This window comes from Candidatus Neomarinimicrobiota bacterium (assembly GCA_041862535.1).
Taxonomy (GTDB): Bacteria; Fidelibacterota; Marinisomatia; order SCGC-AAA003-L08; family TS1B11.
This window is the reverse complement of record JBGVTM010000061.1, coordinates 1-13,034: the sequence shown is the minus strand read 5'-3', so window position 1 is coordinate 13,034 and position 13,034 is coordinate 1. Positions and strand designations below refer to the sequence as shown.

Here is a 13,034-nt window from a genome sequence, read left to right as displayed (position 1 = left end):
GCAACCCGGTCAGGTTCCTGCCCATCCAGGAAGGCTGGCCGACCCGTTTTGACTGCACAGAACCCGCACGACCGCGTGCACACGTCTCCGAGAATCATAATGGTGGCGCATCCGCGCTCCCAGCACTCGTAAACATTAGGACACCGGGCCTCTTCACAGACCGTGTGCAGCCGCTGGTCGCGCACCAGCTCCCGCAGCTGCCGGTAGTTGTCACCGGTGCGCAGGCGGACCTTCATCCAGGGTGGACGACGATCCACCCTGGGAGATGAAGTAGCAGTGGGAGAGTAAGGTTGGGACATCATACTCCGATTCACACCTACAGTTCCTTATCCCAATCAATGGTCTGCAGGTAATGCACAGTGCGTTGCAGGAACTGAGTGCCATAGGCCCCATCGATGAGACGGTGGTCGTGCCCCAGGGAGACCAACATGATCGAACGGATCACGATACTATCCCCCATCTCTGATTCCCACACCACGGGGCGTTTTCTGATGGCCCCCACACCCAGAATAGCCACATTGGGCTGGTTGATGATCGGCAGTCCGAAGACGCTGCCGAATACGCCGAAATTGGTAATGGAGAAAGTACTGCCTGCTGCCTCTTCCGGCTTCAGCTGACTGGCACGGGCCCTCTCAGCCAGGTCAGCGATTTTGCGTGCCAGGCCCAGGAAGTTGAACTCCTCAGCCTGGTGGACTACCGGTACGATCAGGCTGTAATCTGGCAGAGCCACGGCAATGCCAAGATTAATGCTACGCTTTTTCACGATATTGGAGCCATCAACCCGGGCATTAATGAGAGGAAAGTCCCGAATGGCCTTGATGGTGGCAAAGGCGATCATGGGAGTGTAGGTGAGTTTGAACCGTTCGCGTTGGTGGAAGTCCTCGGCCTTACGAGCGTGGGCATCCACGACACTGGTCATATCACACTCAGCGACGGCATAGACATGGGCGGAGGTATCCAGCGACTGGCGCATACGCTCGGCAATCCGCTGACGGATGCGTGACATGGGCAATACCTCATCCGCCAGGTTTTCACCGCCCGGGGCGGCAAATTGTGGCGGAGCCGCCGGTTGTGCCGCCTGCTTACGACCCACAAGATAGGCCATCAGGTCAGCCTTGGTAACCCGGCCTTCCCGGCCCGTGCCTACGATGCTGTCCAACTCCTCCCGGGATAGGCCCTCCTCCCTGGCAATAGCGTGCACCAGCGGCGAGTAGAAGCGCCTCGTTGGCTCACCGTCCGTCGGTTTCATTTCGGGCAGCGTCGATGCCGCCTCCTCTTTGGAGGTCGGCTTAGGCTTAACTATTAGGGCAGGCACCTCTTCCGCACGCGGTTCCTCGGCTTCTGGCGTCGTCGCGCCTGCCACCTCCACCTCGGTATCAATGCGGGCGATCACCGCCCCCACTTCCACGGTACTGTTTGGCTCACACAGTATTTCCTTCACTATACCTGATGCCGGTGAGGGAATTTCGGACTCCACCTTGTCAGTTGAAATTTCCAGCAACGGTTCATCCTGCTTGATAATGTCACCAATGTCGACCTTCCACTCAATAATGGTTCCTTCCGTAATCGATTCGCCCATCTTGGGCATTACTACATCGACGATCATAGCTCTCTCCTCCCTCTCAATATACCATAATGACTACCACCAACAAATCCCAGGAGCATTAGCCGGAGCCAGAACCCAGGTAGTATCTCACATAGTCGAACTGGTTCACTACATCGGCCACAGGTCCGCCATGGTCCTCAGCCCCGGTTTGGACTTTATGACCAGCGGCATGGCGCTGACCGTAACCGCTCCGGTAGCCACATCCCCGGGAACCCCAGCTGGGAAGGTCGCTTCCAGAGCTGGCTCACCCTCAATGCGAATACGGTCGAAGGACTCAGGTTCCCCGACAGCGGCCCGAAAATTTAGTGTGATAGCTTCCTGACCGCCGCGCATGCCTCGGCTTGCCTGATTGACGCCAGCCACCTGTCCGGCTTCAATCCCTACGTGGTCGGTACGCTGTGAGCTCCGAGCAATAACCGGTTCTATAGTCTCGGTGACCTCCTCCAATTGCCATCCCAGGCCCACCACCAGCAGCTCCACCGAAGCAGTCAGACCGGCGTGACTGATCCGCCAGCTGGCGGAACCTGCAGCTACCCGCTGGTCAAACTGCTTAACGGAAAGTCCGGCGCCGACCTTCCGCTGGAAAGCCTCCCGGCGCGTGCCGGCATCCTGCACCCGCTCCACCCTCACTGCATCCACTCGCCTCGCAATACGGGTCAGTACCATCGGCAGGAAGTCCATTAAAAAACCCGGATTCACCCCGGTAGAAAGGACCGTGGCACCCTTATCCCTGGCGGCATTATCGATCTGCCTGGCAAGTTCGGGATGGGTTCGCCAGGGATAGACCAGCTCCTCGCAGGTGGAGACCACCCGCAGTCCGTGTCCTGCCAACTCCAGCACCTGGGGCGTGATTCCCTCCATTCGGGAGGTGGTGGTAAGCACAGCCACGTCCGACCGGGTGGCGGACAGGGCTTCCGATACCGAACCGCTCACGGATACACCCAGGCGGCCAGATATGCCGGCCAATTCACCCAGGTCCCTCCCTATCAGGTCCGGGTTGATGTCTACCGCTGCGACGAGCTTATAACCTTTCCGCTCGGCCAGGATTTGCGTCACCGCCAAGCCGATATAACCTAGTCCAATTTGGATAACGCGAATTTTCGTAACCACTGCTAATACCTTATAATAAATAGCATTTACCTGCCAACCGTTTGTTAATACGAATGCAACTCCTTGAGCCCTTCTACCATCCAGAGCCACGATGGTAGAATCTGTTCTTCGAGGAATGCGTTGAATGGGGTGGCCGGGTAATCATCGGTCGCCACTCGCTCCACCGGCGCATCCAGCTGCTCAAAGGCCCTCTCAACGCTGCAGGCAAGGACAGTCGTGGGATTATAATCAAGCAGCTTGGTCTTGGGGAATCCCTGAAACTCGGGCATTACTCCTACCCAGGAAATCCTGCAGTATGGGAGTTATTCGTCGGGCGACTTCCCAGACGTCAGTTGGCGCCGGGAGGATAGCGTTGAGGTTGGTAACTCCGTACTCCAGGAGACCGCAGGGAATCATCCCGTCGAGATACCGCTGGGGTACACTGACATTGAGGGCGAAGCCGTGCATGGTGGTCCAGCGGGCCAGTCGTACTCCCAGGGCGGCCACTTTCCGCCGCCGCACCCAGACCCCCGGGAGACCCTCCATCCTACCAGCATTGATACCGTAGGTGGCGAGAGTCTGGATGATTACCTCCTCCAATCCCCGCATATACCAGGTGACACTGGGGCGATGATCCTGCAGGTTGACAATCGGGTAGCCCACCAGCTGGCCGGGGCCGTGATAGGTTACGTCGCCGCCCCGATCTATGGCCACAACCGCAGCTTCCAACGGCCGTCGGATCAGAAGATGGGCTTCATTGGCATTCTTCCCGAGGGTATACACCGGCTCGTGCTCCAGCAGCAGCGCCACATCGGGAAGCTTCCCGGCTACCCGCCAGGCGTGGAGCTGCTTCTGGAGGTCCCAGGTGGGACAGTAAGGCTGACGCCCAAGGTAAAACACCGCTGGTTGGGGCCCCCGCGCCTGCTGTCTAATCCACTCCGCGACCCGAGCCACGTTCCCCATCTTGAGCTGCTCAGTGATCGCCGCCACCCCGGTTTCATCCAGCACAGGATTCTCGCTGATTGCCATCTCCAATATGCTTCCTTCCGCAGCTGGCGCCACAATGCTCGGGGGCTGGATGCTAATCGATACTCTCTCCCGAGGCCTGTAACTGGGCATCCCGTTTGGCCCGGAATTCATTGCCCTCCCGCCAGTTGGGTAAAGTGGTCTCATTGCCCAGGCGATGACCCACGCTGAATAGCAGCCGCAGGTCATCCACAGCACCGGAGAGATCCCACGTAGGATCAAACTCGTCCGAGGGCTTGTGGTACCGTTCAGCCGTGTACTTATCCATTTGTTCCCGGGTCCACTCCTCCCCGTGTTCCACGTGATCGATGCCGACGTCCAGATAGAGGGCGGGGATCCCCTCCTTGGCAAAGCTGAAGTGGTCCGACCGATAGAAATACCCTTTCTCCATCTCCGGGTCCGGGCGTACCCTTCGGCGCTGCTTCCGGGCAGCGGCAATTACGTAGTCGTCCAGCTCCGAATTCCCATACCCGATGAGGGTCACGTCATTCATGGGGCCGAAAATGTTCAGGCCATCCATATTCATCGCCGCGATGGTCTTTTCCAGCGGGTAGACCGGGTGGGTAGCGTAATATTGGGAGCCGAGCAGGCCCTGCTCCTCGACTGTCACGGCCAAGAAAAGTATCGACCGGGCCGGGCGTCGCTTCAAGGCGACAAACGCTTCCGCCAGCTCCAGCAGGCCAGCCACACCGGACGCATTGTCCAAGGCGCCGTTGTAAATCTGGTCCCCCCGGAGTGAGGAATCTTTACCCAGGTGATCCCAATGGGCAGTATAGATCAGCACCTCATCGGGCCGCTTTCGGCCTGGCAGCAAGGCCAAAACGTTGTGGGAAGTGGACCGGCGAATGGTATTGGTAATCGTCAATGAAATCTTAAGGTCTAAGGGAATCGGTATGAATCCTCTCCTAGCCGCCCGTGCCTTCAACGTGTCATAATCCTGCCCCCCTTGCTGGAACAGGTCCCGGGTGATCTTCTCTGTGATCCACCCTTCCACGGCACTCCGGAAAAGGTTGTCATCCTCAGCCACCAGGTCAAATTGGGAGCCGGTCCAGCTGTTCCGCACCACTTCCCAGGGATAGCCAGCTGGACCGGATTCATGCACAATAATCGCCCCTGCCGCACCTTGCCGCGCCGCCTCCTCAAGCTTATAGGTCCACCGTCCGTAGTAGGTCATGGCATTGCCGTTAAACAGGCTACTGTCCTTCGTTGCATAACCGGGATCATTCACTAATATCAACACCGTTTTGCCCCGCACATCCAGGCCTTCATAGTCATTCCAACTCCACTCAGGAGCCACCACACCATAGCCAACGAAGACCAGGTCGGAACGATCCAGGGAAGTCTTCTCGACAACCCGCTTGGTCCAGGCCACATACTCGCGGCGGTAAACCAGACGGGTGGTGGTCTTATCACCCCAGATCACTAGACCTGATCCAAAGTCGGGGGTCATCGCTACCAGGGGTACTTCCTGGAAATAGCTCCCCCGATTGCCGGGCTCAAGCCCCAGCTTCTCGAATTCCTCCTTTAGAAACTGGATCGTAAGCTCCTCACCTTTGGACGAGGGAGCCCGCCCTTCAAATTCGTCTGAGGCCAGGATGGAAATATCCGCTGCCAGATCCCAGGTACGGATACTACGCCTGGCAGAGGCGTCGCCGCTGCCACATCCCGATAGCAGCAGAAGACTTGCCACTACCGGTAATAGGTGTCTTGCAGTGTTAATCCGATCCATTTAACGCGTCCTTACGAGTTGATTTTCGATTGGCGTCGTTTTATGGGCGCTTATCCTATGCATTAAATTATGCCTGGCCGCATAGCGTGGAATGACAGGAACAGGTGGCCGGTTATGCCAAAATGTCCTACACACCTGCAACCAGGCCGGTTTCTGGCTTGCGGCACGATCCTTGAAGGATACCCTTCAGACCAACAACATGAGGTAGATATATGGTCCCTCGTTTCATCTATACCGAGATATCCCCGCAGCTGGAAAGTTGGCTGGGGCGTTCCTGGCCAAGAATCCTGGCCGTCGGTCTGGGATTGATTCTGGCCGGCATTTTAGTCCTCACCTTCCCGCGCTTGGTTGCCTTCCTGGTCGCCCTGGTCTTTTTCCTGGCAGCTGCAGTAGTGCTTCTTACGGCCTACCATTTATGGCAACTGAGCAGATCCGACCGGAAAACTCACATCGAAATCGACTAGTAGTTGACCGACTCTCCATATGCCAGGGCGGTAGCCTCCATGATGCCCTCCGATAGGGTGGGATGGGGGTGTACCGTTTTCAGAATCTCCAGGTAGGTGGTCTCCAGCTTGCGGGCTACGGCCACTTCGGAAATCAGATCAGTAGCGCCATCACCGATGATGTGGGCTCCCAGCAGCTCCCCGTACTTGGCGTCATACACCACCTTCACAAAACCGTCGATTTCACCACTGGCCAGCGCTCTGCCCAGGGCCCGGAAGGGGTACTTCCCAATCTTCACCTCATAGCCCGCATCGCGGGCACCCTTCTCCGTCAGACCGACGGAGGCCACCTGGGGATGGCAATAGGTGCAGGCGGGAACATTGCGATAATCCAGGGGTTCGGGGTGAAGGCCCGCCAGGTGTTCCACGGCAATGGTCCCTTCCGCTGAAGCAACGTGGGCCAGTAATGGAGGCCCGATCACATCTCCGATGGCATATACGCTCCCCACACCAGTGCGATAGAACTCATCCACCTTGATGGCCCCCTGCTCAACAGCCACACCTGCCTGTTCCAATCCCAGGTCTTCCACGTTGCCTTGTACCCCTACCGCCACCAGGGCCAGGTCGGCAGTGATAACCTCCTTTTTATCGCCTGAGGTATGCACCTTGACCTGAGTCTTTTGCCGCTCAATTTTGTCCACCTTTGCCCCGGTATGGATCTTGATCTTGCGCTTCTTGAACTGCCTGGTTAATTCTTTGGCCACTTCCCCGTCCTCCAGTGGCAGTATCTGGGGCAGCATTTCGACGAGGGTAACTTCGGTGCCGAAGACACTGTAAAAATAAGCGAACTCCACCCCGATGGCACCGGCACCGATGATGACCATCCGCTTGGGTACTGCAGAGAGAATCATGGCCTCTTTGGAAGTGATTACCCGCTTTCCGTCCGGTTCCAGGCCGGGGAACGCCCTGGGACGAGCACCGGTGGCGATGATCACGTTATCTGCCGGCAGCCGGAAGGCTTCGCCCTCATCCGGGGTGACCTCCACCGCGGTGGCATCTGCCAGCCTGCCGCGGCCTTGATGATAGACGACGCCGTACTTCTTAAAGAGAAATTCAATACCCTTGGAAAGTCGGTTGGCCACATCCCGGCTGCGTTCAATAACCGCCGGCCATTCCACAGACACGTCCCCAACCTTCAGTCCGAAGTCCCCGGCCCGGCGAATACCCTCGTACAACTCGGCAGTATGGAGCAGGGCCTTGGTCGGGATGCAGCCCCAGTTCAGGCAGACGCCGCCTAGAAGGTCGGATTCCACCACAGCAGTCTTTTTACCCAGCTGGGCGGCCCGGATCCCGGCCACGTAGCCACCGGGGCCACCGCCGATGACAACCACGTCAAACTTGTCGGCCATATTCACCTCAATCCTCTTTGGTCACTAGCTAACCGGCTCCGGCTGGGATACCCCGATGAGCGAGCGCAGCAGCTGCAGCTCATCCCCATACTCCGAATCGTCCTCCGCGGGGGTTTCCAAAATGGCGGGTATCTCCGTAAAGCGCCCATCATTCACCAGGCACCAGAACGGCACCAGCCCCAGGTATCCCTTCCCGATCTTCTCGTGCCGATCCACCCGGGTACCCAACTCCCGTTTGCTGTCGTTGAGGTGGAAGACGAGCAGTAGGTCCAGGCCAATAACGCTGTCGAATTCATTCAAGACAGACCCCCAACTCTCAGGAGTGCGGATATCGTAGCCGGCAGCGAAGGCGTGCTGGGTGTCAAAGCAGACACCCATGCGCTCGGGCGACTTCACCCGGGCCAATATGTCCGCGATCTGCTCGAAAGTATACCCCACGTTGGTGCCCTGACCGGCGGTGGTTTCCACCAGCAGCTTGACCTTGTGATCCGGTCGGGCGTCAAGGGCGGTATTCAGACTTTCGGCTACCGTGGCGCAGCCGGATTCCATGCCGGCCCCCATATGGGCTCCAGGGTGGAAGATAATATAGCTGATGCCCAGGACCTCACTGCGATCCATCTCTTCAATGAAAGCCTCTACCGCCCGCCGCAGCTTCCACCCCTCCACCGCACATAAATTGATAAGATAGCTGTCATGGGTGATACTCACTCTGGGCTGGTCCTGAGACATACCCTGTCGGAATCCGCTGATGGTGGCTGCGGTCAGGGGGGGAGCCTTCCATTGGTTCTGGTTGGCGGTGAAAATCTGGATGGCGTCGGCGTTGATAGATCGGCCCCGCTCCGGGGCACTCTCAAGGCTACCGGCAGTCGAAACATGCGCTCCCAGCAGGGTCATTACAGTCCCCCTAAGGCAATGACCTTGAAGAACTCTTCCCTGGTCTTATCGCTGGTCTTAAACTCCCCGATCATGTGGGAAGTAGTGGCGTAGCTGTTTTGCTTTTCCACCCCCCGCATCTGCATGCACATATGCGCCCCTTCTATTACTACTCCCACACCCCTGGGCTTCAGGATATCCATCAGGGCAGTGGCGATCTGCGAGGTCATACGCTCCTGCACCTGAAGCCGCCGGGCGTACATTTCTACGATGCGGGGAATCTTTGAAAGGCCGATAACCCTGCCATCGGGGATATATCCCACGTGCGCCTTGCCGAAAAAGGGCAGCAGGTGGTGCTCGCACATGGAGAAAAAGTCAATGTCCTTGACGGTGACCATCTCATCACATTTTTCTTCAAAACAGGCATCACCCACTACGTCTTCAAGGCGCAGATCATAGCCCCGGGCCAGATACTCCCACGCCAGGGCCACCCGCTCCGGCGTCCGCAACAGACCCTCCCGCTTCGGATCCTCACCGATTTCGCGCAGAAGCTGGTAAATAAGATCCTGGATTTTAGTCCTAGACCCGGCATTCATGTTCTCTTATGCCCTTTCGATTAATCTCAGGTTTCCATTTTGCCGCCATATTCGGCATAGATTGTCGGGGTTTCGTACAGCCGCACACGCACCAGCTGCACTCCCTCCGCGATATAGGGGGCCAGCTGCTCCCAGATGTAGAGCACCAGGTTCTCTGAGGAAGGCTGACGCTCTTTAAACCAGGGGATATCCTTATCAATTTGAGCGTGATCAAGAACATCTACGACCCGCTCCTGGACCAGTGACTTGATCGCCTCCAGATCAGCTACAAAACCAGTGTTGGGATCAACGCTCCCGGTGAGACTCACCTCCAGATCATAGTTATGGCCGTGTATCCTGTGATCATCCCCAAAGACAGCTACATTCTTCTCTTCGGGCCAATTGGGGTTGTGGTACTGGTGAGCAGCGCAGAACCTGAACTTTTTCGTCACTACAATCATAACGCCTTTATTTTTATTAAGCATATAGTTTCAATTTAATCAATTTAGTTACTGAACCAGATTTGGGCCACGAGCTTTGTGCCAAAATGCTGGGTAGCCTTCAGTCACTACTCAGCTGGGGTTCTTTAGCCGAGGGGCAGAGCTCATTCAGGACACATTCAGCGCATTTTGGCCGCCGGGCAATGCACACTCTGCGCCCATGCTCTATGACCCGATGACTGAATATGGTCCACTCTTCAGGCGGTATCAGCTCCATCAACGCATACTCTACTTTCACCGCATCCTTCCCTTCCGCCAGCTCCAGCAGGTTGCTGAGCCGCAGCATGTGGGTGTCCACCACGATACCAGGGATGCCACACGCATTGCCGAGTACGACGTTAGCCGTCTTGCGGCCCACACCCGGCAGCTGGGTGAGCGCGTCCATGGTAGTGGGAATCTCGCCGCCATGGTCCCGCACTACCGCCGCAGCTATACCCTTGAGGCTCTTAGCCTTGGCATTGTAAAAGCCGGTGGAGCGGATCGCCTCGCCAATCTCCTCCAGGGATGCTGCCGCCAGGGCCCGGGCATCGGGGTAGGCGGCGAAAAAGGCCGGGGTGACCATATTCACCCGCTTGTCAGTACACTGGGCTGATAGGACGGTGGCTACCAGCAGCTGGTAGGCGTTCTCGTGGTTCAGGGCACAGCGGGCCTCGGGGTACTCCAGCGTGAGCCGCCGATTGATCTCGATCGCCCGTTGCCGCTTTTGATCCTGGCTCTCCTCAGACATAACTTGGACTCCTATTTCTCACTCCGGGCTAAACGTTGGAACGATGGACCGCTCAAAGCCGGCTGATCGTTCAATGTCAGAATCACGCAGCTCCATACCGCTCGCTGATCTCAAAGTCCTTCGCCCCGGACTTGACTTTCACACCCGCTACCTTTGGATCATGGTCGAAAAACAGCCACCAGTCCTCCTGGGCAGCCTGGGCCAGCAGGCGCTTCTTTTCCGCCAGGGTCTCCAGCGGCCGCAGGTCGTAGCCCATGATGAATGGCAGGCGCAGGTGGGTGGCGGTGGGAATCGTATCGCCCATAAAGACCGCCGTCTCGCCCCCGCCGCTGACCTTCACCATCTGGTGGCCGTCGGTGTGGCCGTTGCCTACCAGGATCTCCACGCCGGGAGCGATCTCCCCGCCGCCGTCGAGAATCTCCAGCCGCCCGTGCCGCTCCAACGGAACGAAGTCATCCGTTATGAAACTGGCGCGGTCCTTGGGGCTGGGATGATTGGCCAGCTCCCACTGGGACCGCTGGGTATAGTAGGTGGCATCAGGGAAAGTGGGCACGATCACACCCCCCACGTCGATAGTAGCCCCACCGGCATGGTCGAAGTGCAGGTGGGTCAGGATCACGTCGGTGACTTCCTCGCGGCTGAAACCGGCGGCCTTCAGGGCCACATCCAGGGCCTGCTCCGGCTGCTCGATGCGGAAGATCTGCACCTGCTTATCGGTCCACTTGTGGCCCAGGCCGGTGTCCACCAGGATGCGCCGGCCAGCCCCGCCATCGGCGGGGGCGCCGCCATCGATCAGCAGGTGCCGCAGGGCCAGCAGGATGCGGTTGGCCGCATCGGCGGGATTGGTGCGCTCCCACAGCACCTTGGGCACCGACCCGAACATGGCCCCCCCGTCCAGCCCGAACGTGCCGGAGCGCAGCGGATGGATGATCCAGGGGCCGAGAGATATCATAATGGCTGATCCATGTTATATTGATAGAAACTCTCCAATGGTCTCTGAAGCATGCGCACTTTGCATACCGGCAAATGAGCATTTTGAAATTTGCACACGGCCTAATTTTGCTTGAATCATTGCGTCACTTTGCGACATTTCTTCACAAGACTTTTCCTCATTTCCTTTACTATAGCCGATATAGCAAACTTGCCTGGATGTAGGCGCTTTTGACTGCCATTCGTCAATGTTGCGGTTGATAGCGTCATCCCCAAAGCCATAGCCAGCGACGATAATCTTATCCCTCTTCTCAAGTTCCTCAGCAAACATACTCAACAGATGAAGGTAGGGCGGATAGGCGTAACTATAAAATTTATCAGATTTCCCTACCAGGATCATACCATCTGCATTTTCAATGTCATACTTCTTGCTGGAAAGCCTATGCTCGTTTATTACCTTACGGATGTTCATAACCTTATAATAATCAGTGCTGCGTTGAGGGCCGGCTACAACCATAAATGGCTGGCCATTCTCGTCATAGAATAGCGGAACCAACTCCCCTACACCAGGGGAATCTGGCACACTTTGATACAACCTTAGCCAGTCGCTACCCCCATGTAATTTGAATAGCCGAACTTTAGTATCTCCCTTAAAAAAATTTAGATCCCAAGTACAAATGTCTTGCCTGGGCAGTCTCTGGAAGCCGTCTTCAAACGCAATTTCCTGTCGTGAAAATATTTCCTCGAGCAGGTTGTCGTGATTAAGGGTGAAAATATCAAGGCCACCAGATGATAACATGGAAATAATACTACCATATTTCGAGAGATAATCGTTAAGTGAGGGGTCATTTCCCGATTTTATTTGGTCTTCCGCATTCAGAATCATCTCTCGTGCGATGTGTCGTATGTACCGGCGCAGTAGCGAGTAGTTTTCAGGGCTTATCGTCCCGTCATATCCGCCATACTTTCCCCGAATTTGATCATCAATTTCCTTTGCCGCTTTGTGCATTGGTGATTTCTCATTATCTAGTTGTCGCCGCACCTCACTAGCATAGCTGAATACATCTTCATAGTTCACATTACCGGTAGAGAAATAGTCGAATAAGGACCTCGCTTTCAAAGCCTCTCCTTCCGGAGGGTTATTTGAGTCTTGTACGATTCTGAAGACCTCATCGGCATGGCAAAATATCCCCGTGCCTGTTCGGAGGCGGTCTGTTATCGCACCGGTACTCGGGTACCCGGCTGGTTCTGAGCACCCTGCCCCAATAAGCATTAGAACCCTTTGGCTACTCATCCCATCCACGAGGAAACATCTCAAGAAAAGCCCCTACCCGAGCTGTGTGCTCATTAAGGACCACCTTCAGGAGCATTTGGAAGGTACGAACCAGCATCTTATGCGTTCTCCAGCAGTGGAAGATTCCTTGAAATCCTCAACCTAATCCACTCCTCCAGCACCTCCGCCAGCTGTTCCCGGCAGGCTTACAGGGAAGGGGCACCGCTCAGTCCCAGGCCACGACTTTTACGTCTCTTCAATTCCTTTGCGTCCTTTGTATCCTTCGCGCCCTTGCGGTTTATCTTCCCAGCTCCCACAGGAAATAATATCCTAAATTCCACCCACATAGCATGCTGAAGGTAAACGAAATCTTCCACAGTATTCAAGGGGAGTCCACCCATGCCGGGCGGTCCTGCGTCTTCGTGCGCCTCGCCGGCTGCAACCTCCGCTGCACCTGGTGCGATACGGCCTATGCCTTCTACGAGGGCCAGGATATGACCGTCGACGAGATTATCGGGCAGGTGGTCACCTACGGCTGCCGTCTGGTGGAGGTCACCGGCGGCGAGCCCCTCATGCAGGCGGAATCTATCGAACTGATGGAGCGGCTGCTGGCGGAAGGCTATGAGGTGCTGCTGGAAACCGGCGGCTCCCTGCCGATCGACACGGTTCCGCCTCAGGTCATCAAGATCGTGGACTTCAAAACGCCCTCTTCAGGCATGATGAAGAATAACCGGTGGGCTATCCTGGATGACCTGGCGCCACACGACGAAATCAAGTTCGTCATCGGTGATCGGAAGGACTATGACTGGGCCAGGGAGCAGATAGAGGCGCACCAGCTAAACGAGCGCCACACG

The 13,034-nt window shown here is 56.7% G+C and carries 15 protein-coding genes and 1 pseudogene; 2 read left to right on the top strand and 14 right to left on the bottom strand.

The window, feature by feature from the left end:
- The 6 genes from ACETWG_02650 to ACETWG_02625 all read right to left on the bottom strand — a co-directional run.
- Window positions 1-302, bottom strand: a 302-nt coding sequence (locus ACETWG_02650; protein ID MFB0515488.1) for a lipoyl synthase, incomplete at its 3' end; no start/stop codon positions are given.
- Between the two features lie 14 nt (window positions 303-316).
- The gene (locus tag ACETWG_02645; GenBank protein ID MFB0515487.1) at window positions 317-1,606 is read right to left on the bottom strand and encodes a dihydrolipoamide acetyltransferase family protein; all 1,290 of its coding nucleotides are present in this window, start codon (window positions 1,604-1,606) and stop codon (window positions 317-319) included.
- Between the two features lie 108 nt (window positions 1,607-1,714).
- Complete coding sequence (locus ACETWG_02640) at window positions 1,715-2,716, bottom strand: dihydrodipicolinate reductase (GenBank protein MFB0515486.1); 1,002 nt, start codon at window positions 2,714-2,716, stop codon at window positions 1,715-1,717.
- Between the two features lie 44 nt (window positions 2,717-2,760).
- Complete coding sequence (locus ACETWG_02635; GenBank protein ID MFB0515485.1) at window positions 2,761-2,985, bottom strand: hypothetical protein; 225 nt, start codon at window positions 2,983-2,985, stop codon at window positions 2,761-2,763.
- On the bottom strand, window positions 2,945-3,724 hold the full coding sequence (gene lipB / locus ACETWG_02630; protein ID MFB0515484.1) for a lipoyl(octanoyl) transferase LipB: 780 nt from the start codon (window positions 3,722-3,724) through the stop codon (window positions 2,945-2,947). Before lipB ends, ACETWG_02635 begins: the two co-directional genes overlap by 41 nt.
- A gap of 52 nt (window positions 3,725-3,776) precedes the next feature.
- Window positions 3,777-5,450 carry a M28 family metallopeptidase gene (locus tag ACETWG_02625; GenBank protein ID MFB0515483.1) on the bottom strand — a complete coding sequence of 558 codons (1,674 nt, stop codon included), beginning with the start codon at window positions 5,448-5,450 and terminating at the stop codon, window positions 3,777-3,779.
- Window positions 5,451-5,662: 212 nt separating this feature from the next.
- On the opposite strand from ACETWG_02625, the gene ACETWG_02620 reads away from it, so the two are divergent.
- The gene (locus tag ACETWG_02620) at window positions 5,663-5,914 is read left to right on the top strand and encodes a hypothetical protein (protein ID MFB0515482.1); all 252 of its coding nucleotides are present in this window, start codon (window positions 5,663-5,665) and stop codon (window positions 5,912-5,914) included.
- Here the strand turns inward: ACETWG_02620 and lpdA are convergent.
- The 8 genes and pseudogenes from lpdA to ACETWG_02580 form a co-directional block, all read right to left on the bottom strand.
- Entirely contained in the window at window positions 5,911-7,302 is a 1,392-nt protein-coding gene (gene lpdA, locus ACETWG_02615; protein ID MFB0515481.1) for a dihydrolipoyl dehydrogenase, read from the bottom strand. The genes ACETWG_02620 and lpdA overlap by 4 nt on opposite strands.
- A gap of 24 nt (window positions 7,303-7,326) precedes the next feature.
- Complete coding sequence (locus tag ACETWG_02610; protein MFB0515480.1) at window positions 7,327-8,196, bottom strand: deoxyribonuclease IV; 870 nt, start codon at window positions 8,194-8,196, stop codon at window positions 7,327-7,329.
- A complete protein-coding gene (gene folE, locus ACETWG_02605; protein ID MFB0515479.1) occupies window positions 8,196-8,771 on the bottom strand; it encodes a GTP cyclohydrolase I FolE in 576 nt (191 codons plus the stop codon). Before folE ends, ACETWG_02610 begins: the two co-directional genes overlap by 1 nt.
- 26 nt (window positions 8,772-8,797) lie before the next feature.
- On the bottom strand, window positions 8,798-9,211 hold the full coding sequence (locus tag ACETWG_02600) for a 6-pyruvoyl tetrahydropterin synthase family protein (GenBank protein ID MFB0515478.1): 414 nt from the start codon (window positions 9,209-9,211) through the stop codon (window positions 8,798-8,800).
- Between the two features lie 100 nt (window positions 9,212-9,311).
- A complete protein-coding gene (nth, locus tag ACETWG_02595) occupies window positions 9,312-9,977 on the bottom strand; it encodes an endonuclease III (GenBank protein MFB0515477.1) in 666 nt (221 codons plus the stop codon).
- Between the two features lie 82 nt (window positions 9,978-10,059).
- The gene (locus ACETWG_02590; GenBank protein MFB0515476.1) at window positions 10,060-10,929 is read right to left on the bottom strand and encodes an MBL fold metallo-hydrolase; all 870 of its coding nucleotides are present in this window, start codon (window positions 10,927-10,929) and stop codon (window positions 10,060-10,062) included.
- Window positions 10,930-10,944: 15 nt separating this feature from the next.
- Window positions 10,945-12,027, bottom strand: a complete 1,083-nt coding sequence (locus tag ACETWG_02585) for a hypothetical protein (GenBank protein ID MFB0515475.1) — start codon at window positions 12,025-12,027, stop codon at window positions 10,945-10,947.
- Between the two features lie 272 nt (window positions 12,028-12,299).
- Window positions 12,300-12,377: pseudogene (locus ACETWG_02580) on the bottom strand (hypothetical protein).
- 153 nt (window positions 12,378-12,530) lie between these two features.
- On the opposite strand from ACETWG_02580, the gene ACETWG_02575 reads away from it, so the two are divergent.
- Window positions 12,531-13,034: radical SAM protein (locus ACETWG_02575; protein ID MFB0515474.1), on the top strand; the 504-nt coding region annotated here is incomplete at its 3' end.